Genomic DNA, 23,137 nt, shown 5'->3' with positions numbered 1-23,137 from the left:
AAGATATTAGCCCTTGTAATTAGTTTTACAAGGGCTTTTTTATAGCTACTTTACCTAAGTTTTATCAACCTTTATGAACGTGAGCAATAATATGAAACCAATACAGCATGTCGTCATTGCAGGCGGTGGAACAGCCGGTTGGATAACCGCAGCACTACTTAATAAAGTATTAGGTAAAGTAATTAATATTACCCTTATTGAATCAAGTAGCATTGGTACTATAGGCGTTGGTGAAGCAACAATTCCGCCTATTATTCAACTTAATAACGCACTGGGTATAAACGAGCAAGATTTTATCAATGCCACTAATGCGTCTATCAAACTGGGTATAGAGTTTGAAAATTGGAAAACACCTGGGCATAGCTACATGCATGCATTTGGCTCGTTTGGTAAAGATTTTCCTTTATGTGACTTTTACAATTTTTGGGTGAAAGGGCACATTAATGGCAGCGAGGACTCTTTATGGGATTTTTCTCTTAACTATCAAGCTGCTAAAAAAAACAAATTTACGCCACTAAATGCTATTCCTAATACTCAATTACCTGGGCTTAGTTATGCTTTTCACTTTGACGCCACTTTGTATGCGGAATATTTAAAAAATCTTGCATTATCACATGGCGTTAAACACATTGATGCAAAAATAGAACACGTTGAGCAATGCCAAGATACAGGTAATATCACCAACTTAATGCTTGACGATAATAGCCAAATCCAAGGGGATTTATTTATAGATTGTACTGGTCAGCGCGCACTTTTAATTGAGCAAACTCTCAATACGGGGTTTGTTGATTGGTCGCATTATTTACCTTGCGATAGTGCCGTTGCAGTGCAATCAACAGGCAGCAACGAATTAAAGCCCTATACGCGCTCCATAGCCCATAACGCAGGTTGGCAGTGGCAAATTCCGCTACAAAACCGAACAGGTAATGGCTTAGTGTATTGCAGCCGTTATTTATCGGATGAGTCAGCAACCGCGCTTTTATTAAATAACTTACCGGGTGAGCCAACAACAAGCCCGCGCTTAATTAAATTTAAAACAGGTCGACGTTTAAAGCAGTGGCATAAAAATGTAGTCGCAGTAGGGCTCTCTAGTGGATTTTTAGAACCCTTAGAGTCTACTAGTATTCACTTAATACAAAGTGCGGTCACACGTTTAATTAAGTTGTTTCCTCATAATGGCGTTAGTGATGCGTTAGTTACTGAATTTAATAAGCAAAGCATCAGTGAAATCGAGCATATTCGTGACTTCATTATTTTGCACTATAAGTTAACTGAGCGAGAAGACACCCCATTTTGGCGTCAATGTAAGCAAATGGAAATTCCGCAATCGTTAGTGCATAAAATGGATTTATTTAAACAAACAGGCAAAGTTGTGCGCGAAAACGATGAGTTATTTGCAGAAGTAGCTTGGCAACAAGTCATGATAGGTCAAGGCCTAATACCTGATGACTATAACAGTATTGTTGACTCATTAAGCAGTAAACAGCTAACAGATTTATTCGCAACGTTAAAAACCCTAATAAATTCAACGGTAGATAAGCTGCCCACTCATAGAGAGTTTTTAGCTAAGTTAAAAGTAAACTAAGTGGCGTAACGTGGTGCTTTAGTTGCGGGTTAATTGTCACTGAATATGGCTGTGAATACGTATGCAGCAACTGTAACCAAGCCTTATTTAGCTTTAGTATGAACCTATAACAACACTGAAATAAAAATGACACACACAATGAAAAAAAGATTTTATACGCCATTGCTTATATGCAGCGCATTGCTGGTGCACGGTTGCAGTGATGACAAACAAACAAAAACAGACTTGTTAGTTAAGCAAACAGACCCAGTTAAGCCAGTGGTATATCAAGTATTTACTCGTTTATTTGGTAATACTCAAACCGCTAATGTGCCATGGGGAACCAAAGAACAAAATGGAATTGGTAAGTTTGCTGATTTTAACGACGCGGCTTTAAAAGGCATTAAAGAGCTAGGTACCACGCATGTTTGGTATACCGGCGTTTTGCATCATGCCTTGGTGGGTGATTACACTGCATATGGTATAAAACAAGACGATCCTGATGTGGTAAAAGGGCGTGCAGGCTCGCCTTACGCAATAAAAGATTATTACGATGTAAATCCAGATTTAGCTATTAATGTTACCAATAGACTTGAAGAGTTCAGCGCGCTAATTGAGCGTACTCATGAGCATGACATGAAAGTAATTATTGATATTGTTCCTAATCATGTGGCTCGAGATTATCACTCAATCGCAAAGCCTAACGGCGTGAAAGACTTTGGTGAAGACGATGATACCAGCAAGGCATATGCTAAAAATAATAATTTTTACTATGTACCGGGTGAATCATTTAAAGTACCAACAAACGACAGTTACCAAGTGTTAGGTGGCAACAAACACCCTTTAGCCGATGGCCAATTTAGTGAAACGCCAGCAAAATGGACTGGCAATGGAGCGCGCTCACCACATCCAGATATAAACGACTGGTACGAAACGGTAAAAGTTAACTACGGTGTTAAACCCGATGGCAGTTTAGAGTTTCCAACTTTACCTAAGTCGCTTGAAAACCAAGATTACCGTGCACATTATGCCTTTTGGCAAGATAAAGAACTGCCAAATAGTTGGTATAAATTTAGAAATATTGCCCTTTATTGGTTAGATAAAGGGGTTGATGGCTTTCGCTATGATATGGCTGAAATGGTACCCGTTGAATTTTGGAGCTTTTTAAATTCATCAATAAAAATACATAAACCCGATGCGTTTTTACTCGCCGAAGTATATAACCCGTTGATGTACCGCACCTATATTCACCAAGGTAAAATGGACTATTTGTATGATAAGGTCGGCTTTTACGACACCCTAAAAGGGGTTATGCAAGGTAAACAACCCGCTAACACGCTATTTAAAGCGCAAGCTGAAGTGGCAGACATTGAGCAGCACATGCTGCACTTTTTAGAAAACCATGACGAACAACGTATCGCAAGTCCTGACTTTGCCGGCGACGCTGCATGGGGTAAACCGGCTATGGTGGTTTCTAACTTAATTAGTCGCTCGCCAACCTTGCTTTATTTTGGTCAAGATGTCGGTGAAGATGGGTCAGAAAACGCAGGCTTTGGTTCGCCTACACGCACCAGTATTTTTGATTATATTGGCGTACCAGCGCACCAAGCATGGATGAATAATGGCAAGTTTGATGGCGCTAATTTAACCCCTGAGCAAGCACAGTTACGTCAATATTACATTTCAATTATGGCACTTAATGGTTTACCTGCTGTTGTTGCCGGTGATATGGCACCCTTGTTGGTAAAAGACAGTGATAGAGTGGTAGGTTTTGTCCGCTCTTTAGGCCAGCAATCATTATGGGTGCTAAGTAACTTTAGCCAGCAAGCGCAAACAGTCACTGTTACGCTCACGCCAAATCAAGCAACCATGCTCAAACCAAACTCCACGCTATACGACCTGCTAGAGTCGCATAACGGTATTTTGGTAAGCGATGAGAAACAAAGTACAACCTTTACGCTGACCCTTGATGCACTCAGTAGTGCCGTTTTAACAAATAAGGCTGATCATGAATTATAACAACAAACCAACCTTAAGCTTTTGGCAAATATGGAATATGTGCTTTGGCTTTTTAGGCATTCAATTTGGCTTTGCACTGCAAAACGGTAACGTAAGCCGTATATTTCAAACACTTGGCGCTAATGTCGACGATATTCCGATTTTATGGGTTGCAGCGCCGCTCACAGGCTTAATTGTGCAACCAATTATTGGTTATTGGAGTGATAAAACTTGGGGCAAATTAGGCCGCCGTCGTCCTTTCTTTTTATACGGCGCTATATTAACCACGTTATCGCTTTTTATTATGCCAAATTCCCCCACGCTTTGGATTGCTGCGGGTATGCTGTGGATTATGGATGCCTCAATTAACGTTACCATGGAACCGTTTCGTGCTTTAGTAGGTGACAACTTGCCAAACAAGCAGCGCGCCACAGGCTATGCCATGCAAAGCTTTTTTATTGGTGTGGGAGCGGTGGTTGCATCAGCACTCCCTTGGATGATGACCAACTGGTTTGATATTGCTAATACCGCACCGATTGGTCAAATTCCTGACTCTGTAAAGTATTCGTTTTACTTTGGTGGTGTTATTTTATTTATTGCAGTCGGCTGGACTATTGTCACTACAAAAGAGTACTCACCCGAGCAGCTTGCACAATTTAATCAACAAGAATCACAAACAACACAAACCAATCTTACTAATAGCGTTAATTTTACCAAAGGCGGCGTTATTTTTAGCGGCTTAGGTTTGCTTGTTTTAGCCACTGTATTAGGGCTGGATCTGGAAAAAGAACTTTACTTGCTGGCTGCTGGGTTAGTTAGTTTTGGTGTTATTCAATTTATTGCAGCGGCATTAAAAGCTAAACAGCACACTAGCGGCGGTTTTTATAATGTAGTGAATGATGTATTTACTATGCCTGAGGCGATGAAGCAATTGGCATGGGTACAATTTTTTAGTTGGTTTGCGTTATTTGCTATGTGGATTTACAGCACCTCAGCGGTAACCAGTTTTCATTATGGTAGCAGCGATACAAGTTCAGTGGCGTATAACAATGGTGCAGACTGGGTGGGTATTTTATTTGCAGCCTACAACGGCTTTGCCGCGATTGCTGCTTTATGTATCCCGATCATCGTTAAGTGCGTCGGCTTAAAAGTAGCACATGCACTTAACCTTATTTTAGGTGCGTTGGGCCTAGCAAGCTTTATGTTTATAAAAGATCCAGGTTTACTTATTTGGCCAATGATAGGCGTAGGTTTTGCTTGGGCGTCTATTTTGTCATTACCTTATGCAATGTTAAGTACTTCGGTACCGAGTCATAAAATGGGCGTTTACATGGGCATTTTCAACTTTTTCATTGTGATCCCACAATTATTAGCCGCCAGCGTACTGGGATTAATATTACGCCACTTTTTTGAAAACCAACCTATTTACGCATTAGTACTGGGCGCCGTGTCGTTTGTACTTGCAGCGGTTGCGGTATTGCGTGTTAAGCACACTCAATAAAGTAACGAGTAAACTGAAATTAATTAAGGCTTTAGAATGAAAAAATTAAATACAATTACCACCAGTTTATTAATGCTTGGTTTAACAGCTTGTGGCGCGCAGCAAGAGCCTTCAAACAGCTCTATAATGCAAATATCGGCGCCGGGTGCCCCTGGGGCAGAGCCATTTTGGGCTTATGCAGGTAAAACCGGTATTGGCACATCTTTTGAGCAATATCAAAATGGCCATTACAGTGATGAGGCCCCTACAGGTAAAGTATCAAAAGTATGGTTTTCGATTGCCAAAGGGATGATCACCGAAACCATGTTCGGGCTTATTCATCAAGCGCAAATTAAAGACATGCAATTTGTTGTAGTCGGAAAAGATTTTACAGTCACCGAAGCTGACGATTTAGACGTTACCATTGATTACTTATACAAAGACGATAAAGGCCGCCCGTTATCATTAGCTTACAAAGTAGTAAGCAAAGATAAACAAGGCCGCTTTAGCCTCGAAAAACACATATTTACCGATCCTGATGGGCAAAGCTTATTTGTACGCAGTATTTTTAATACCCAGCTTGAAGGTGTGAAGGCCTACGTCAGCGTTAACCCGTATGTTGATAATAACGGCCTTGATGATTTTGCTAAAACTACAGAACAAGGGCTGCTGGCATGGCAAGACAGCAGCTACCTTTCTTTGCAAGGTGCTCAGCCATTTAAACAAACAAGTGTTGGTTTTACAGGTGTGAGCGATGGTTTAAGCCAGCTTAAAATAACTCAGCAGCTTACTCAGGTTTATAAAAATACCGGTGAACAATCGGGTAATGTTAGCCTACTAGCAGAGCTGGGTGAAATTGGTGAAAACAGCCAGTTCGATTTAACCCTAAGCTTTGGTAATAGCGAACAAACCAGCTTTAAACAAGGCCAAGCTACGTTAGCCAAAGGTTACCAAGCGGTGCTTGATAATTACAACGGTAAAGGCGAAGCGCTTGGTTGGCAAGACTACCTGCAAAGCCTTGCACCGCTAAATAACATGAGCGAACAAACCGCTGATAACGGCAAATTACTTTACACCAGTGCCATGGTACTTAAAGCGCAAGAAGACAAAACTCATGCAGGCGCACTTATTGCCTCATTATCTAACCCATGGGGCGAAACCGTATCAGCTAAAACCGGCTCTACTGGTTACAAAGCCGTATGGGTGCGCGACTTTTATCAAGTTGCCATGGCGTTTATGGCCATGGGCGATAATGCAACCGCAAAAACCGCATTCGAATACCTTGAAAAAGTTCAAGTAAACAGCAAAACCCCTGGCAATAAAGGCGATACAGGGTGGTTTTTACAAAAAACACATGTTGATGGTGAACTAGAATGGGTAGGTGTACAGCTTGACCAAACAGCAATGCCACTCATGCTTGCATGGAAACTCCATCAAGCTGATGTTTTAACAGATACAGAGCTGAGCGATTGGTATAGCCGTATGTTAAAGCCTGCGGCAGACTTTTTAGTTGAGGGTGGCCGTGCAAACATTCTGTGGAACGACACACAAATAACGCCGCCAGCCACTCAGCAAGAACGCTGGGAGGAGCAAGAAGGGTATTCGCCATCAACCACCGCCGCTGTTGTTGCTGGTTTAATTACCGCCGCTGATATTGCAAAAATGGCAGGTGATGAGGTGAATGCTAAACGCTATCTTGCAACAGCAAAAAGTTACAACGCCGATATAGAAAGCATGATGTTTACCACCGCAGGTAATTTAGAATCAAACGCATCAGACGGCGAGTATTTTATACGTATTGGCCAAGACAAAGATGCTAACTCAAATACCAAAATTAACGCTAATAATGGCCGTGACGGGTTTAATAAAAAGCAAATACTTGATGGTGGCTTTTTAGAGTTGGTTCGCTATGGCGTACGTGATGCACTAGCGCCTAGCATAGTAAAAACCCTCCCAGAATATGATGACGAAACCCTAACAGATAACCTACAAGTTAAATACAGCTTTGAGTTTACTGATGGCAGCGGCACATTTGCAGGCTACCGCCGTTATGGTAACGACGGGTACGGTGAAGATGAAGTAACGGGCGCTAATTACGCCGAAGGTGGGAAAAACAGCCCAGGGCAACGTGGGCGAGTTTGGCCATTTTTTACCGGTGAACGTGGTCATTACGAAATTGCCGCTGCAAATGCCAATAACAGTTTAGATGCAACAAAACAGCAGGCTATTAAAAATAGCTATGTAAAAGGGCTAGAGCAATTTGCTAACGAAGGTATGATGCTACCAGAACAAGTATGGGATGGCGTAGGCGTAAATAAAGCAGGATACACGTTAGGCGAGGGTACAAACTCGGCCACACCACTGGCTTGGACGCATGCGGAATACGTGAAACTAGTGCGCTCATTAAGTGACAAGCAAGTATGGGATCATTATCCAGTTGTTACTAAAGCACTAAAATAACTGCAAACCATTTAACGAGGCTGAAATGAAAACATTTACCTTGAGCGCATTAGCATTAGCAATCATGCTAACAGGCTGCCAGAACGCACCATCATTAAATACCAAGACGAATAATACCGAAACATCGCAATTAAATACTAAACAACAAGCAAGCCCGTGGTGGGAAAGCGCCATTTTTTACCAAATTTGGCCCCGCAGTTTTTATGATAGCGATGCTGATGGCCATGGCGATTTTAACGGTATGACCCAAAAGCTCCCGTATCTACAAGAGCTTGGCGTTAACGCATTGTGGTTAACCCCGATGTTTGAAGCGCCGTCGTATCATGGTTATGATTTTACTGAATTTTACCAAGTAGAAAACGACTACGGCAGCATGGCCGAGTTTGAAGCCTTTATAAAAGCTGCTGACGACAAAGGCATGAAAGTCATACTTGATTTAGTTATAAATCATATATCAAGTAACCATGAATGGTTTCAGCGTTCAGCAAAACAACAAGCCCCTTATACAGATTACTTTATTTGGCGCGACGATATGCCAAAAGCCGGAAGCGGCTGGGGCCACGCATGGAGTAATAACGACCAACCCGATGCTGTATGGCATTGGAATGAAACTCGCCAGCAGTATTACTATGGTGCGTTTGGAGCAAGCCAACCTGACTTGAATTTACGCCACCCAGATGTTGTTGCCGAAATGGAAAAAATGGCTAAGTTTTGGCTCGATAAAGGCGTTGCAGGGTTTAGATTAGACGCAGTACGTTTTGCCATGGAAGGTGGCGCAGATGCGCAAGCCGATACCGACGAAACCATTGCATATTGGCAGCACTTTAACCAATACGTAAAAAGCGTTGATCCAGAGGCGTATTTAGTGGGTGAAGCATGGGCTGACATTCCCGTTGCAGCAAAATACTTTGGCGAAGGTAAAGGCCTCGACCAAGGCTTTGATTTTGAAGTAGGCTATAAAATACTGGGTTTGTTAAAACCCGATGCCAGTGGCGAAGCGCAATTTGGCACCATGCAATCTAACCAACAAGTCAGTAAAGTTGATGCCAATGTGCTCAAACAAAATTTACAACAGCGTATAGATTCAACTGCGCCACTTGATTTTTTTGCACCGTTTTTAACTAATCACGACCAAGAACGTGTGGCTTATCAACTTGCAGAGCACGACGATAAGGCAAAACTTGCCGCCGCCATGTTATTTAGCTCTCCTGGCACGCCGTATATTTATTACGGTGAAGAAATTGGCTTAACACAAGGTGGTACAGGTCACGATGTGTATAAACGTGCGCCAATGCAATGGGATAACAGCAATCAAGCTGGCTTTACTCAAGCTCAAACAAGTTGGGTTGAGCAGGCTGAACTGTTTGGTGATAACTACACCCAGTGGTGGCCAGAATTTTTAGCACAGCAAATTAATGCTGCTGATCGCAATGTAAAAACGCAACAAGCACAATCTGATTCACTGTGGCGTATATACCAGCACTTAATCACATTGAAAAAACAGCGCCCAGAACTGGGTATTAAAGGTAGTTATGAATTAACGCAACACAACAACGGCCTTGTCGAAATAACCCGCGAGTTAAACGGCAGTAAAAGTATGTTTATACTTAACTTAACCGCTAACCCGCAAAGCATCAGTAGCATAAAACGTGAGGGGTTAACGCCTAGCTGGCAACACGACCTCAATGACGAGCAACTCGCAGCCTATGGTTTGTTGTTACTAAACAACGCACTCTAAATAAAATATACACAAATTGGGGTTAACATACGTTAGCCCCTTTAGTGAATATGCTTTAATTGCATCCCCCCAACTTATAGCGCATTTTAATGAGTCATAAGTCGCTTAACTTCCTCTGGCGTCATGGCGCTTATCATAAAAATGAATATAAGATGCAATCCACCTCAGGTAGGTGTCCACGGTACGTAATGAATACTGACGTACCAACATATAATAAGCGACATAAATTAAAAATGGGGAACGCGTTTTCATATCATCACCAATGTTGAGGGCTGTATAAATATACAGCCTAGTTGTTTTGCTCACATATTCAAGAAAATGAGCGCACTTTCTTCTTATATTTAGTAGCAAGAAATAATTATAGCTGGCAATTGCATTAACTCTAATTCGTTTATCATGCGGGTACTCTTGCCAATCTAAGTTTTGTATTCACTGGCGTAAGCACCACTTCTTTAGCAATGGCCCATATGTACGCAATCATTTCTCGGGCAATTGCGGTGACAACCAGGTTGTAGTGCTTCCCTTTGGCTATCATTTTTTATAGCGCTTGCAGAGCCTAAGTTGTGCTTTCCACGCAATATCAATAATGTCCTTTGATAAACCTTCTTGTCGCTTTTGCATATCTGTCGATATATTTGCTGCATAGCGATAAGTGTACGCGCCTTCAACAAGGAGGCGTCTTGCTCGGCTATTTCCACATTTTGTGACACACCTTGAGTGGAGTGGAATCGATAAATGCAATGCCTGTTGATTTATCAAAGCGTTGCTTCAGATAGCTACACAGAGCAGGTAACGTGGCCTGAAGTAACTTCAACATACGTGTATAACTGACTAAATCAGGAAAATAATGTCGCCAATACTGACAAACAAATTTGGTGTAGTAAGTTTTAAAATCGCGATAACCTGATTGATGAAAGGCAATTAATATAGTCATCACTTCGCTAGAAGATAGTCGAGATGGCTTAATGCGTTGCTTTTCACCTGACGCTATTAGGTGTTTAAGCCATTGAGGTTCAAACAATAAACAAAAATCATCGACATCTAGGTAAATTGCATCTAAGTTATTCATGCCCTTGCCTCGGTAATCTTATGTTTCTTGGTCGAAAGATCTGATCACCGCAAGGGCATTTAGTTCCATTTCTTATGTGCAGCTCAGGTTAATTAGTAGATATGTAACGCTAGAAATATGGGAGCTTTTAAATGAGCTTAAAGACATGGCTATTGCAAAAGGCATCATAGAGAAGGACGATACGTAGTTTTAATCTATTTTCATCTGCTTTAAATTGATTATTAATAGTAGTATCAGTGACGCACATTTTGAACTTAAATCATCATATTCACGGCCATAAAAAACCGCTGTATGAAAAAATCATACAGCGGTTTTTTAATTAACTTTAAGCTTATGCATTAAATTGATTTTTGATTGTTTCAATCGCGCTATCAATATCTATCATTAGTTTTTCACCAGTGCGGCGGTTTTTAAGTTCTACCTTGTTTTCATCAAGGTTACGCTCACCAATTACAAGCGTGTAAGGTACACCGAGTAATTCCATGTCGTTAAACATAACACCAGGGCGCTCTTTACGGTCATCAAATAGCACATCTAAACCTGCATCTTTCAAACCTTGATATAGATTATTAGCAATATCAGGGATACGATGCGATTTATGCATATTCATTGGCACAATTGCTAAATCGAAAGGGGCGATGGCTTTAGGCCAGGTAATACCGTATTGGTCGTTATTTTGCTCAATGGCAGCGGCAACAACACGCGATACACCAATACCATAACAACCCATAGTCATTGTTTGGTTTTTACCCGATTCGCTTAATACACCTGCTTTCATTGCTTCTGAGTACTTAGTACCTAGTTGGAAAATATGACCAACTTCAATACCGCGCTTAATTTGCAACGTGCCTTGGCCACACGGGCTAGGATCGCCCTCAACAATATTACGGATATCAGCAACTTCGTAGTCTGTTACGTCGCGGTCCCAGTTAATACCACTAAAGTGCTCATCGTCTTTGTTGGCACCAGCTACAAAATCAGCCATTACATTCGCCGCTCTATCAACAATAATTGGCATGTTTAAGCCAACAGGGCCTAAAGAACCCGGTTTTGCGCCAATGGCAGCGACAATATCTGCCTCGGTTGCCATCTCTAGTGGTGAAGAAACCAGAGGGTGTTTTTCAGCTTTAAGTTCATTAAGCTCGTGATCGCCACGCAGTACTAGTGCAACTAAGCCACGTTTTCCGTCTTCATTAGGGGCGCCATAAACAATCAGTGTTTTAACACCGCGATGTGGTTTCACACCATAGTGTTTTTTCAGCTCATTAATTGTTTTAGCATCTGGCGTTGGGAATGCTTTTAGCTCTTTGCTTGCTTCAGGGCGCACTTCAGTTGGCGCTAGCGCTTCAGCTTTTTCAATATTAGCGGCGTAGTCACTAGCATCACTAAAGGCAATAGCGTCTTCGCCAGATTCAGCAAGTACGTGAAACTCATGCGATACACTACCACCTATAGAGCCGGTATCAGCAATAACAGGGCGGAAATCAAGGCCTAAACGTTCAAAAATATTACAGTAGGCTTTGTGCATAACTTGATAAGTTGCATCTAAACATTCATCGGTTAAATGGAATGAGTAGGCATCTTTCATAGTAAATTCACGAGCACGCATAACACCAAAGCGCGGACGACGTTCGTCACGTACTTTAGTTTGTACTTGGTACAAAGTAATAGGCAGTTGCTTGTAGCTGTTAATTTCTTTGCGGACAAAATCGGTGATCACTTCTTCATGGGTAGGACCCATAGCAAATTCACGATTGTGACGATCGGTAAAGCGCATAAGCTCTGGACCAAACTCACTCCAGCGGCCCGATTCTTCCCATAAGTCAGCCGGTTGAATTACTGGCATTAGCATTTCAATTGCGCCTGCTTTATCCATTTCTTCGCGTACAATGTTTTCTACTTTTCTAAGCACACGTAAACCAGAGGGTAGCCAAGTGTATAAACCCGAAGCGACGCGACGGATCATTCCGGCTCTAAGCATTAATTGATGCGATACAATTTCCGCATCTGATGGCGTTTCTTTAAGTGTAGCGAGTATATATTGACTAGTACGCATGTTTTTTCCGAAATAGAGTAATATGTTCTTTTAATTAAGGCGCTCAGTTTACCAGCGGATGCATTGACACTAAAGCGCTAAGTGATTTTTTATCGCATTTTATAGCCATAGCAGGTTTTTAAAGTTAGTTTAACTGGGCTCTATATGAGTAACCAGATGATGAGAGTCAGTCACTTGCCAGGTAATGTTGTATTCATACAAATTCATACCATAACTTTGTATGCCTTGTTTCTGCTTTTTATACGCTGGGCGAGGATCTTGTTTTAGCACATTGCTGATAAACGCTTGTAGCTCAGGATAGTGGCTTTGTTTATTTATAAATTCCAAAGCTTGCTCACTAAATTCAACACTCATGTGAGTTTCTGGGCGCGTGTCGGCAAAGCCTGCACTGGCATCAGGTAAAGCGTCTGAATAGGGCAAATAAGGCTTAATATCAACAATAGGTGTACCATCAAGTAAATCAATACCGGCGAGCAATAACGCTAACTGCCCTTTTTTGTATTCAATTCCCTCTAACTTAACAGCACTCATCCCTATAGCGTTAGGTCTGAATGTAGCGCGTGTGGCAAAAACGCCTTTACGCTCATTGCCACCAAGGCGCGGCGGACGCACCATTGCTGAATAGCCTTTATCTGCGGTTTCATGAAAACGAAATAATAGCCAAATATGGCTAAATTCATCTAAACCACGAACAAATTCTTCACGATTAAAATCTGGAGCAAAAATAAGTTTAGCTTTTGCTTCTGGCACTAATCGAGGTTGTCTAGGAATGGCAAACTTTTGTTTATACGGTGATTGAATATGACCAATAGCCGAAATCTGATAATCGCTCATAATGCTCGCTAACAAATAAAATAGGGAGGTATTCTACCTGTAATTACCATTGGTGGCATTAGCTTAATATAATCAGCATAAAGAGAGTTTAGACTGATTCGTTTAAATGTGGAATAACAAAGGGCAAGGCTAAACCTAGCCTTACCCTTACATTGCAACTATTGAGTTGTTATTAAAACATATATTGGAAAGATACTGACGCAACGTCCATTTCTGGGTCGATATCATCATCTAATTCGTAACGCTCATACTCTAAACGCACTTGCATATTGGTTGTGAAAGCATATTCAATACCTGCACCATAAAATACGTCACCACCGTCTTGTGATACGCTAACGCTGCCTACTGGTAGTTCTTGAGTTAAATCAGCATCCCATTCGAACCAACCGCCTTTTGCATAGATAGAAAAATTTTCAGTGATTGGCGCTGCAAAACGCGCTGCTAGTGATACCCCATCAATTTCTGCTTTACTGTCTATGTCACTCACTTCATCAAAATTTTGATAGGCAAGTTCAAGGCTTATATGTTCATTAAATTGAGTACCGATATAACCTTTTAACATTTGCGCGTCGTCATCGAAATCGGTGTCGTTTTCGCTATCTTCAAACTGAAATGAATATTGGCCGTAACCAATACCCGTATAAATACGTGGAGAGTCCATGTCGGTAACATCTGCCTGTGCTGCTGAATTAAAACCCAGTGTTGCTAAAGCAAGTGCAGAAAGAGAAAGTGTTTTAATCATTGTATAGCTCCTTTAAAAAATAATATCTAATGTTCGATAGATTCATCAAACGTCGATTTACTTATTGCAGTGAACATGCCAATAATTTTTTTGTTAATATTTGCTCTTAAAGTGTATTTATTGAACTTTTTTGGTGGTTTAAGTACGCAAAACATCCAGCTGTTAAGCGTACTGTTAATTTGTAAAAAAATAAAAATTGTAGAATTTACAGCTTGCTGTAGTTTATACATACCTGCAAAAGGTACCGAATTAGACTTGATAAAGTAAGTTTTCTGTTTCTATCGCTATTTGTTTCATTTTAATGGCATAATTTTCTAGCTTTTTATCTTCGTCAGTAACAGATGTGAATTCAGGAACGGCAACAGGGTAACCGGTCTCATCCATAGCAACAAAACTTATTACACAATGATTAGTTTCAACTAAGTTTTGGGTTTTAGGGTCGCCACAGCGTACTTGTATGAAAATTTGCATACTGGTTTTACCTGTGTGTGCAATTTTGGCTTCCACTTCAACAATCTGGCCAACCAAAATAGGACGGCTAAACTTAACGCCCGCAACCGATACGGTTACGCAGTAATGACCGCTCCAACCTGCAGCACAGGCATAGCCTGCTTGGTCAATCCACTTCATGACCACACCACCATGCACCTTACCACCAAAATTTACATCGGTAGGCTCTGCTAAAAAACGAAAAATTACACTCGACGACGCCATAACATACTCTCATTTATTCATATTACTTAACAGCATAGCGCAAAAAAGGGGCCGAAGCCCCTGCAATTTAGGATAAGTTTATAATTTCTTTAGAAAGGTTGTTACATATTGGGGTAGTTAGGACCGCCGGCACCTTCAGGAGTGACCCAGGTGATATTTTGGCTCGGATCTTTAATATCACAGGTTTTACAATGCACACAGTTTTGCGCATTGATCACAAAGGCTTGCTCGCCTTCGACTTCTTGTACTTCATAAACGCCGGCAGGGCAGTATCGCTGTGCAGGTTCATCAAATTTAACTAAATTTACCTTAATCGGAACTGATGCATCTTTGAGTTTCAAATGACACGGCTGCGATTCTTCATGATTAGTGTTTGATAAAAATACCGAAGAAAGCTTATCAAAGCTGAGTTTGCCATCAGGCTTCGGATAGGCAATCTTTTGAGCTTGATCAGCGTCTTTCAAAGTGGCGTGATCGGGTACGTTATCTTTAAAACTAAACGGTAGGGCACCCTTAAATATGTTTTGATCAAGGGTGTTATACGCACCGCCTGCAAATTTGCCTAAGGTATGCATAGCGGGGCCAAAGTTACGAGATTGATACAGCTCTTTATACACCCATGATTTTTTAAACTCAGCGGTGTACTGGGTTAAATCCGTGTTAGCTAAATCGTTTTGTAGCGCATTAAAAATCACCTCAGCGGCTATCATGCCTGACTTCATAGCCGTATGATTACCTTTAATCTTTGCAAAATTTAGGGTGCCTGCATCACAGCCCACTAACAAGCCACCCGGGAAATGCATTTTAGGCAAAGAGTGTAAACCGCCTTTGGCAATGGCGCGCGCACCATAAGCAATACGCTCACCCCCTTCAAGGGTTTTTTTAAATACCGGGTGGTGTTTTAAACGCTGAAACTCATCAAATGGGCTTAAATGTGGATTTGAATAATTTAAATCAACAATTAAACCAACCACCACTTGGTTGTTTTCGCTATGATACATAAAAGCACCACCGCCAGTATCGCCACTCAATGGCCAACCGGTTCCGTGAACTACTTTACCAAGCTGATGTTTAGATTCATCTACTTGCCAAATTTCTTTAAAGCCTAAACCGTAATGCTGTGGCGAGCTTTCATCGTCTAAAGCAAACTGATTGATCAGTTGCTTACCTAAATGGCCGCGACAGCCTTCAGCAAATACCGTGTATTTAGCACGTAACTCCATACCCGGCATGTAACCGTCTTTTTCGTCGCCGTTTTTATCCAGCCCCATATCACCGGTAATAATGCCTTTAACAACATCATCTTCAATAATAAGTGAATGAGCACTAAAGCCTGGAAATATTTCAACGCCCAAGTTTTCTGCTTGCTCAGCAAGCCAACGACATACATTCCCCATAGAAACAATGTAGTTACCGTTATTATGAAATGTGTTAGGGGTTGCAAAATGAGGTATAGAGGTTGCCTTTTGTTCGTTATTAAACCAATAAATTTCATCGCTTTGGACTTTAGTCGTAACAGGCGCGCCCAATTCTTGCCAGTTTGGCAGTAGTTCATCCAATGCTTTGGTTTCAAAAACAGCACCTGATAATACATGCGCGCCCACTTCAGAGCCTTTTTCAACCACACAAATCATGCACTCTTGTTGTTTTTCTTGTGCTTGCTGCGCGAGTTTAATTGCTGTTGAGAGCCCAGCAGGGCCTGCCCCTACAACAACAACATCAAATTCCATGGTTTCGCGTTCAATCATAATAACCTCTTTATCTATGACGGACTTACTCTTGCCCTATAGGCAAAAAGTAAGCTAAGCAACCTGTTATTTTGTGATGCAAATTAAACGTTACAGGTTGTGAATAGTTTAAGGTTATTTTAGGTTGACGTTTACGTCAACAGGAAGTAGTCTGATTTCATAAAATAAATAGGTTGACGTATACGTTAGCTTATAGGTTTAAATAATTATGGAGTCCCTATGAAAGTTCTCGTACCAATAAAAAGAGTGATTGATTACAACGTAAAAGCTCGCGTTAAACCTGATAACAGCGGTGTTGATTTAACAAACGTAAAAATGGCAATGAACCCATTTTGTGAAATTGCGGTAGAAGAAGCGATTCGTTTAAAAGAAGCGGGTACTGCAAGCGAAGTGGTTGTTGTGACTATTGGCGCTAAAGCATCACAAGAGCAATTACGCACAGCACTTGCCCTTGGCGCTGATAAAGCGATTCATGTTGAAACCGAGCAAAACCTAGAATCTCTTCATATTGCAAAGTTACTTGCGAAAGTGGTTGAGCAAGAATCTCCTGAGCTCGTTATTTTAGGCAAGCAATCTATCGATTCTGATAATAATCAAACGGGCCAAATGCTCGCTGCATTAACTAATCGCGGCCAAGGTACATTTGCTTCAAAAGTGGTTATTGAAAATGGCAAAGTGAATGTAACCCGCGAAGTTGATGGCGGTTTGCAAACTGTTGCACTTAATTTACCAGCGATTGTAACCACCGATTTACGTTTAAACGAGCCACGTTATGCGTCGCTACCTAATATCATGAAAGCCAAACGTAAACCGCTAGAAGTTATTGCGGCTGATTCGTTAGGTGTCGATTTAACACCGCGTATTGAAGTCGTTCGTGTAGAAGAACCAGCAAAACGCAGCGGCGGCATTATTGTTGAAGACGTTGCACAGCTTGTGGAAAAACTTAAAACAGAGGCAAAGGTGATTTAAATGAAAACTCTTGTAATTGCAGAGCACGATAACGGTGCCTTAAAACCAGAAACCTCAAAAACCATTAACGCCGCTAAAAAATTAGGCTTTGATGTCGATGTATTGTTAGCTGGCATAAACTTAGGTGCCATGAGTGAGTCACTTGCGAGCATTGAGGGTGTTACAAATGTATTACTTGCAGATAACGCGGTGTACGAGCATCAACTTGCCGAAAGCATGACAGATTTAGTGTTATCACTTGCAGATGAGTACAGCCATATTGTGGCAAGTGCCACAACGACAGGTAAAAACTTTATGCCGCGTGTTGCCGCATTATTAGATGTTGCACAAATTTCAGAAATTATTGCTGTTATTGACGCAGACACGTTTAAACGCCCAATCTATGCGGGAAATGCCATAGCAACGGTTAAATCACTCGATAATAAAAAAGTGATCACCGTGCGTGCAAGTAGCTTTGATTTACAAGGCGAACAAGCGCCAGCTAATGTCACAACCTTAGATACGGTCTCTGATTCACAGTTAAGTAGCTTTGTTAGTGTTGAGCAAACCGAATCTGAACGCCCAGAGCTCACTGCAGCTGATGTGGTTATTTCAGGTGGTCGAGGTATGCAAAATGGTGAAAACTTTGCACTTCTTAATGGTATTGCCGATAAGCTGGGGGCTGCAATTGGCGCTTCACGTGCAGCGGTTGACGCAGGCTTTGTCCCTAACGATATGCAAGTAGGTCAAACAGGTAAAATTGTTGCGCCTAATTTATACATAGCCGTAGGTATAAGTGGTGCTATTCAGCATTTAGCTGGCATGAAAGATTCAAAAATTATTGTGGCCATTAATAAAGACCCAGATGCGCCAATATTCCAAGTGGCTGATTACGGTTTAGTTGCTGATTTATTTGATGTATTACCTGAGCTTGAACAAGCTTTATAAAGTTTAATAATCACAGCATAATATAAAGTTAAATATTCTGATTTAAAGCCGCCGTTTCATTATTGATTCTGCGGCTTTTTTCATTAAAAAAACCAACAGCACAGCTAATGCAAGCCAAGTGTTACGGCTGATAAAACGAGCAGCAATTATTTTTGCTATTGGCTTAGCGTTAACTATTTACCCCTTTACCACGAGCATTGAAAACTTGAGAATACTGGGCGTATTACAGCGAATAGGCATTGCCTATATTTTAGCGTCTATCTGTGTATTGTTACTCAATAGGCGAGGGGTGATCAGCTTATTGGTTGTTATTTTAATTGCATATTGGTTACAGCTTTTAAGTGTTGGTTCTAATAATGCCTATGCACTAGAGAATAACCTGGATAGAACGGTTTATATAGCGGTGTTAGGTGAACCGCATTTGTGGTGAAATAAAGGATTAGCGTTTGATCCAGAAGGGCTTTTGAGCACCTTACCTAGTATCGTGAGTGTTTTATTTGGCTTTTAGGTTACCCGCCTACTTACCAGCTCTAGCAGTCAATGGACAAGTATTAAGCGTTTGTTGTTAATCGGGGTTGTCGGTATTGCACTAGGGCAATTAGGCTCGCTGATTATGCCAATTAATAAATCGCTTTTGACCAGTACCTTTGTTATTTACACCTCAGGGATTGCCTGTATTGTACTGGCCTTTTTTTGTGGCTTTGCGACATAGTAAAACCCGAACGTCTTGTTAATCCATTAATTGTGTATGGCTCGAATCCTTTGTTTTTTTATGTGTTATCGGGTGTGTGGGTACTGAGCTATTCACTAGTTAATATTGGCGAGCTAAACTTGGGGGGTGGATGTATGAGCAACTCGCTTTAGTTATGAGTGCTAAATTGGCATAGTTCACCTTTGCTTTATTACATGTTATGGGCTTTTAGTTAATGTCAAATATGCTTTATAAACGCAAGATATTTATAAAGATTTAGATAAAGACAATAAAAAACCAACCCTTAGGTTGGTTTTTTATTTAACGTTACAAAGCGTGGCTTAGTACGTTGCGCTGCCTTTAGTACGTGGGAATGCAATCACATCACGTACGTTACCCATACCGGTAACATAAGCAACTAAGCGCTCAAACCCTAAACCAAAGCCAGAGTGTGGCACGCTACCGTATTTACGTAGGTCGCGGTACCAGCTGTAGTCTTCTTTATTTAAGCCCATTTCGTCAAGGCGTGCATCTAATACATCAAGACGCTCTTCACGTTGTGAACCACCAATGATCTCACCAATACCAGGTGCCACTACGTCCATAGCCGCAACGGTTTTACCGTCTTCGTTTTGACGCATGTAAAATGCTTTAATATCTCGCGGGTAGTTTTTAATAACAACCGGTGCTTTAAAGTGTTCTTCTGCTAGGTAACGCTCGTGCTCAGACTGTAAATCTACACCCCATTCAACAGCGTACTCAAATTTCTTGCCACATGCTTTTAGAATTTCTACAGCGTCTGTGTAATCAACTTGTGCGAAGTCTTTTTCAACAAATTCTTCTAAACGGCTAATCGCAGTTTTTTCGATACGTTGAGCAAAAAACTCCATGTCGTCACGGCGTTCTTCTAATACCGCTTTAAACACGTACTTAAGCATGTTTTCAGCCAATTTTGCGATATCTTCTAAATCAGCAAACGCAACTTCTGGCTCTACCATCCAAAATTCAGCTAAATGGCGAGATGTATTTGAATTCTCTGCACGGAACGTAGGGCCAAAGGTGTAAATTTTAGACATAGCTGATGCATATGTTTCACCGTTTAGCTGGCCAGATACCGTTAGGAATGCTTCTTTACCAAAAAAGTCTTCGCTGTAATCAATTTCGCCTTTATCTGTCATTGGCAGGTTTTGCATATCAAGGGTTGATACGCGGAACATTTCACCCGCACCTTCACAGTCACTGGCTGTGATGATTGGTGTACTGATCCAGTAAAAGCCTTGCTCATGGTAAAAACGATGAATCGCTTGCGCTAAACAGTTACGTACACGCGTTACTGCGCCAATCATATTGGTGCGCGGGCGAAGGTGAGCGTGCTCACGTAAATATTCAATGCTGTGGCGCTTAGCCGACATTGGGTAAGTATCTGGATTTTCAACCCAACCTAACACAGTCACTGAATTAGCTTGAATTTCGAAAGATTGACCTTGTCCTGCAGATTGCACTAATACACCGGTGACCGACACAGAACAGCCTGCTGTTAAGCTTGTAACTTCATCATAATTATTCAGTGAATTAGGAACTACCGCTTGAATAGGATCAAAACACGAACCGTCATGAACGGCTAAAAATGATATTCCTGCTTTTGAATCGCGGCGTGTACGGATCCAGCCTTTAATGGTTACTTGGCTGTCTACCGCAACATTGCCTTTTAATAGCTCTGAAATCGCTAAATGGCTCATCTTCACTCCAATGATATAAGTTGCCTAACTATATAAATTAATTGTGCGTTACTCATGCATTTATGTATGTAAGGTCACTGCACTTGAACCTTGTATAATACCAGTAAAGTAAAATAAAAAAACTGTTGTGGGCAACTCTTTAAAAGTTTTTAGTCACGCGCGGTTTTTTTAACCAGTTTTTAGAGTTAAATGGCTACTATTACCATTTGTTACTCTGAAAATTCATCAATTTGTGGCATTATTAGTAATCAAACCGAATTAACGTTTACCATTAATAAAAAATGGATGCTATGAAACAAGTTTTTATTTTACGAGGACTGCCAGGCAGTGGTAAGTCATATTATGCGCAAAATCTCGCTGACGAATTATCGGGCGCAGATGAAAGCAATTATTTTATTTGCTCAACAGATGATTACTTTGTAAACGAGCAGGGTGAATATCATTTCGATAAGTTTAAATTATCGCAATATCATAACCTAAACCTAGCACGTTTTATTAACGCGTTAGCACAAGGTATTGAACTGGTTATTGTTGATAACACTAATATTAAAAAATGGGAATTCATTGCCTATTCGCAAGCAGCGATAGCTTTAGGGTATCAAGTAAAAGAAGTGATTGTTGGTGAAGTAAAAGACAAATCAATGCAACACTTATATGCCAAGCGCAATAGTCATAACATACCGCTTAAAACCATTAGTAAAATGGCCTACATGTTTGAGTGGTAATTATTAAATTTCAGCTAAAACGTCTATATCAGCGTGGGTAATGGCATCTAAATGAGCGGTAATTTTTTCACTGCTCCAGCCCTACCATGCAATTGCTAAAAGTTGATTGATAGTTGTTTCATCAAAACGCTTTTTTATTACTTTTGCAGGGTTACCGCCAACAATGCTATAGGCAGGTACATCATTGGTTACCACAGATTTACTCGCTATGATGGCGCCGCTGCCAATTTTTACCCCCGGCATAATAGTGGCGTTGTAACCAATCCATACATCATTACCTATTTCAGTATTGCCCTTGAAAGGTAAGTCAATTTGTTGAAGTGCAGACTTTTCCTAACCGTTACCAAATATAAAAAATGGATAAGAAGAAAAGCCGGAGGTTTGATGGTTAGCCCCATTCATTATAAAAGTAACGTCTTTAGCTATGGCGCAAAACTTACCTATGATGAGACGATCCCCAATAAAATCGAAATGATAAAGGACATTTTTTCAAAATGTTCAGGCCCATCAGGGTCGTCGTAATAGGTGTAATCACCCACTTCTATATTAGGTGACTTAATAAAGTTTTTTAAATAACCTACTTAAGGAAAACCGTCCATAGGTGATGGATTGTTTGGATTTGGTCCGTTCATGGTTTCCTCTCAAGTAAGATAAATACGCTACTAGCTTTTAAATGCCGCCAATGGGTGAGATGTACTGAGCGAAACATGTACCTTGTCACCTGGGTGTACAACCACCTCATGGCTTACTCGGCTAGTTACTACGGTTTCGCATGCAAGTTTAACCGCGCATAAACGGCTACCGCCTTCAAAGCGTACCCAAATTACTTCACCATTATTACCAATACTGCTTTGTACTAATAATACATCATCTGGACGAAGTAAAACTTCTACCTCACCAGTGTCACAATCAATGCCGTTTGCAGGCACATTACCAATGTCGGTAAGCGCTTGGCCGTTATTTAGGGTTCCTTTTATAAAGCTGGCTTCACCTAAAAAGCGCGCAACAAAGCGGTTGTTTGGGGTACTAAAACACTGCTCTGGGGTGTCAATTTGTTGTATTTTACCGCCTTTTAAAACACCCACACGATCGCCCACCGAAAGCGCTTCTTCTTGATCGTGCGTTACCCAAATTGCCGGTACACCAGCTTCTTTTAATGCGTTGCGGATATCCCAACGCAACATATCTTTTAAGGCAGCATCAAGGTTAGATAACGGCTCATCAAGTAATACAAAGTCAGGTTGGTGGGCAAGGGTACGCGCTAATGCTACGCGTTGCTTTTGCCCGCCTGACAGTGTGGCTGGTTTTTTATGCCTAAATGCATCTAAACCAAGAAGTTTTAGCCAGTGATCGGCAGGGCTGGTGTCTTTAAGTTTAAAACATACGTTTTGCTCAACTGTTAAATGAGGGAACAACGCAAAGTCTTGAAACACCATACCTACGCTGCGTTTTTCAGGCGCCACAGTATGCTTTGGTGTCGCTGTCCATTTAGCTACTTTAATTTCACCCTCACTAATTGGTAAAAGCCCCGCTAACGCTTGTAAAATAGTACTTTTTCCGCAACCTGTTGGACCAACAAGCATTAATATTTCGCTTTCACCTAAGGTGAAATTTAAATCGCTAACAACACGGTTACTGCCATAATCTATAGACAACTGACTTACAGATAGCATTTTTTATAAA

17 protein-coding genes and 3 pseudogenes are annotated in these 23,137 nt (G+C 41.1%); 10 read left to right on the top strand and 10 right to left on the bottom strand.

What is annotated here, in order from left to right:
• Positions 1-91: 91 nt before the first annotated feature.
• The 5 genes from LOC50_RS07265 to LOC50_RS07245 all read left to right on the top strand — a co-directional run bounded on the left by LOC50_RS07265 (position 92) and on the right by LOC50_RS07245 (position 9,240).
• Entirely contained in the window at positions 92-1,585 is a 1,494-nt protein-coding gene (locus LOC50_RS07265) for a tryptophan halogenase family protein (protein ID WP_250653892.1), read from the top strand.
• A gap of 138 nt (positions 1,586-1,723) precedes the next feature.
• Complete coding sequence (locus LOC50_RS07260; RefSeq protein ID WP_250653891.1) at positions 1,724-3,583, top strand: alpha-amylase family protein; 1,860 nt, start codon at positions 1,724-1,726, stop codon at positions 3,581-3,583.
• Positions 3,573-5,063, top strand: coding sequence for an MFS transporter (locus LOC50_RS07255; RefSeq protein ID WP_250653890.1), 1,491 nt, complete (start codon positions 3,573-3,575; stop codon positions 5,061-5,063). The genes LOC50_RS07260 and LOC50_RS07255 overlap by 11 nt, the downstream gene beginning before the upstream one ends.
• Positions 5,064-5,099: 36 nt before the next feature.
• A complete protein-coding gene (locus LOC50_RS07250) occupies positions 5,100-7,502 on the top strand; it encodes a glycoside hydrolase family 15 protein (protein WP_250653889.1) in 2,403 nt (800 codons plus the stop codon).
• A 25-nt stretch (positions 7,503-7,527) separates the two neighbouring features.
• A complete protein-coding gene (locus LOC50_RS07245) occupies positions 7,528-9,240 on the top strand; it encodes an alpha-amylase family glycosyl hydrolase (protein WP_250653888.1) in 1,713 nt (570 codons plus the stop codon).
• Between the two features lie 394 nt (positions 9,241-9,634).
• On the opposite strand, the pseudogene LOC50_RS07240 reads toward LOC50_RS07245, so the two are convergent.
• The 7 genes and pseudogenes from LOC50_RS07240 to LOC50_RS07210 form a co-directional block, all read right to left on the bottom strand.
• A pseudogene (locus LOC50_RS07240) lies at positions 9,635-9,948 on the bottom strand (IS110 family transposase); the annotation flags it as partial.
• Positions 9,938-10,309 (bottom strand): annotated as a pseudogene (locus LOC50_RS07235) (IS982 family transposase); the annotation flags it as partial. The pseudogenes LOC50_RS07235 and LOC50_RS07240, both read right to left, overlap by 11 nt.
• 331 nt (positions 10,310-10,640) lie before the next feature.
• Entirely contained in the window at positions 10,641-12,365 is a 1,725-nt protein-coding gene (locus LOC50_RS07230) for a proline--tRNA ligase (RefSeq protein ID WP_250653886.1), read from the bottom strand.
• A 129-nt stretch (positions 12,366-12,494) separates the two neighbouring features.
• The gene (tsaA, locus tag LOC50_RS07225; RefSeq protein WP_250653885.1) at positions 12,495-13,199 is read right to left on the bottom strand and encodes a tRNA (N6-threonylcarbamoyladenosine(37)-N6)-methyltransferase TrmO; all 705 of its coding nucleotides are present in this window, start codon (positions 13,197-13,199) and stop codon (positions 12,495-12,497) included.
• Between the two features lie 172 nt (positions 13,200-13,371).
• On the bottom strand, positions 13,372-13,941 hold the full coding sequence (locus LOC50_RS07220) for an outer membrane beta-barrel protein (RefSeq protein WP_069439394.1): 570 nt from the start codon (positions 13,939-13,941) through the stop codon (positions 13,372-13,374).
• A gap of 249 nt (positions 13,942-14,190) precedes the next feature.
• On the bottom strand, positions 14,191-14,655 hold the full coding sequence (locus LOC50_RS07215) for an acyl-CoA thioesterase (RefSeq protein ID WP_024602547.1): 465 nt from the start codon (positions 14,653-14,655) through the stop codon (positions 14,191-14,193).
• A gap of 101 nt (positions 14,656-14,756) precedes the next feature.
• On the bottom strand, positions 14,757-16,403 hold the full coding sequence (locus LOC50_RS07210; protein ID WP_248530761.1) for an electron transfer flavoprotein-ubiquinone oxidoreductase: 1,647 nt from the start codon (positions 16,401-16,403) through the stop codon (positions 14,757-14,759).
• 219 nt (positions 16,404-16,622) lie between these two features.
• Between LOC50_RS07210 and LOC50_RS07205 the strand changes: the two genes are divergently transcribed.
• From LOC50_RS07205 to LOC50_RS07190, 4 genes are all read left to right on the top strand, one after another.
• The gene (locus tag LOC50_RS07205; protein ID WP_013464986.1) at positions 16,623-17,372 is read left to right on the top strand and encodes an electron transfer flavoprotein subunit beta/FixA family protein; all 750 of its coding nucleotides are present in this window, start codon (positions 16,623-16,625) and stop codon (positions 17,370-17,372) included.
• Positions 17,373-18,299, top strand: coding sequence for an electron transfer flavoprotein subunit alpha/FixB family protein (locus LOC50_RS07200; RefSeq protein ID WP_069439396.1), 927 nt, complete (start codon positions 17,373-17,375; stop codon positions 18,297-18,299). It begins immediately after the preceding gene.
• Between the two features lie 118 nt (positions 18,300-18,417).
• On the top strand, positions 18,418-18,729 hold the full coding sequence (locus LOC50_RS07195) for a hypothetical protein (RefSeq protein ID WP_248530762.1): 312 nt from the start codon (positions 18,418-18,420) through the stop codon (positions 18,727-18,729).
• A 129-nt stretch (positions 18,730-18,858) separates the two neighbouring features.
• The gene (locus LOC50_RS07190; protein WP_250653884.1) at positions 18,859-19,011 is read left to right on the top strand and encodes a hypothetical protein; all 153 of its coding nucleotides are present in this window, start codon (positions 18,859-18,861) and stop codon (positions 19,009-19,011) included.
• A 320-nt stretch (positions 19,012-19,331) separates the two neighbouring features.
• Here LOC50_RS07190 and asnS read toward each other — a convergent pair whose 3' ends face one another.
• Complete coding sequence (gene asnS, locus LOC50_RS07185) at positions 19,332-20,729, bottom strand: asparagine--tRNA ligase (RefSeq protein WP_013464983.1); 1,398 nt, start codon at positions 20,727-20,729, stop codon at positions 19,332-19,334.
• 290 nt (positions 20,730-21,019) lie between these two features.
• Here asnS and LOC50_RS07180 point away from each other — a divergent pair, with 290 nt between their 5' ends.
• On the top strand, positions 21,020-21,454 hold the full coding sequence (locus LOC50_RS07180; protein ID WP_013464982.1) for an AAA family ATPase: 435 nt from the start codon (positions 21,020-21,022) through the stop codon (positions 21,452-21,454).
• Positions 21,455-21,457: 3 nt separating this feature from the next.
• Here LOC50_RS07180 and LOC50_RS17360 read toward each other — a convergent pair.
• Together LOC50_RS17360 and LOC50_RS07170 are read right to left on the bottom strand one after the other, a co-directional pair.
• A pseudogene (locus LOC50_RS17360) lies at positions 21,458-22,086 on the bottom strand (CatB-related O-acetyltransferase).
• Positions 22,087-22,116: 30 nt separating this feature from the next.
• Positions 22,117-23,127 carry an ABC transporter ATP-binding protein gene (locus LOC50_RS07170; RefSeq protein ID WP_036982836.1) on the bottom strand — a complete coding sequence of 337 codons (1,011 nt, stop codon included), beginning with the start codon at positions 23,125-23,127 and terminating at the stop codon, positions 22,117-22,119.
• Positions 23,128-23,137 lie beyond the last annotated feature (10 nt).

The organism is Pseudoalteromonas sp. SCSIO 43095, assembly GCF_023650455.1.
GTDB classification, from domain to species: Bacteria; Pseudomonadota; Gammaproteobacteria; order Enterobacterales; family Alteromonadaceae; genus Pseudoalteromonas; species Pseudoalteromonas tetraodonis.
The sequence above is the reverse complement of the archived record's forward strand: the minus strand, read 5'-3'. Positions and strand labels throughout refer to the sequence as shown.

Excerpts from the sequence above, each read along its gene's own strand:
- LOC50_RS07265 (WP_250653892.1), top strand. The coding sequence starts at position 92 with ATGAAACCAATACAGCATGTCGTCATTGCAGGCGGTGGAACAGCCGGT.
- LOC50_RS07260 (WP_250653891.1), top strand. The coding sequence starts at position 1,724 with ATGAAAAAAAGATTTTATACGCCATTGCTTATATGCAGCGCATTGCTG.
- LOC50_RS07255 (WP_250653890.1), top strand. The coding sequence starts at position 3,573 with ATGAATTATAACAACAAACCAACCTTAAGCTTTTGGCAAATATGGAAT.
- LOC50_RS07250 (WP_250653889.1), top strand. The coding sequence starts at position 5,100 with ATGAAAAAATTAAATACAATTACCACCAGTTTATTAATGCTTGGTTTA.
- LOC50_RS07245 (WP_250653888.1), top strand. The coding sequence starts at position 7,528 with ATGAAAACATTTACCTTGAGCGCATTAGCATTAGCAATCATGCTAACA.
- LOC50_RS07230 (WP_250653886.1), bottom strand. The coding sequence starts at position 12,365 with ATGCGTACTAGTCAATATATACTCGCTACACTTAAAGAAACGCCATCA.
- tsaA (WP_250653885.1), bottom strand. The coding sequence starts at position 13,199 with ATGAGCGATTATCAGATTTCGGCTATTGGTCATATTCAATCACCGTAT.
- LOC50_RS07220 (WP_069439394.1), bottom strand. The coding sequence starts at position 13,941 with ATGATTAAAACACTTTCTCTTTCTGCACTTGCTTTAGCAACACTGGGT.
- LOC50_RS07215 (WP_024602547.1), bottom strand. The coding sequence starts at position 14,655 with ATGGCGTCGTCGAGTGTAATTTTTCGTTTTTTAGCAGAGCCTACCGAT.
- LOC50_RS07210 (WP_248530761.1), bottom strand. The coding sequence starts at position 16,403 with ATGATTGAACGCGAAACCATGGAATTTGATGTTGTTGTTGTAGGGGCA.
- LOC50_RS07205 (WP_013464986.1), top strand. The coding sequence starts at position 16,623 with ATGAAAGTTCTCGTACCAATAAAAAGAGTGATTGATTACAACGTAAAA.
- LOC50_RS07200 (WP_069439396.1), top strand. The coding sequence starts at position 17,373 with ATGAAAACTCTTGTAATTGCAGAGCACGATAACGGTGCCTTAAAACCA.
- asnS (WP_013464983.1), bottom strand. The coding sequence starts at position 20,729 with ATGAGCCATTTAGCGATTTCAGAGCTATTAAAAGGCAATGTTGCGGTA.
- LOC50_RS07180 (WP_013464982.1), top strand. The coding sequence starts at position 21,020 with ATGAAACAAGTTTTTATTTTACGAGGACTGCCAGGCAGTGGTAAGTCA.
- LOC50_RS07170 (WP_036982836.1), bottom strand. The coding sequence starts at position 23,127 with ATGCTATCTGTAAGTCAGTTGTCTATAGATTATGGCAGTAACCGTGTT.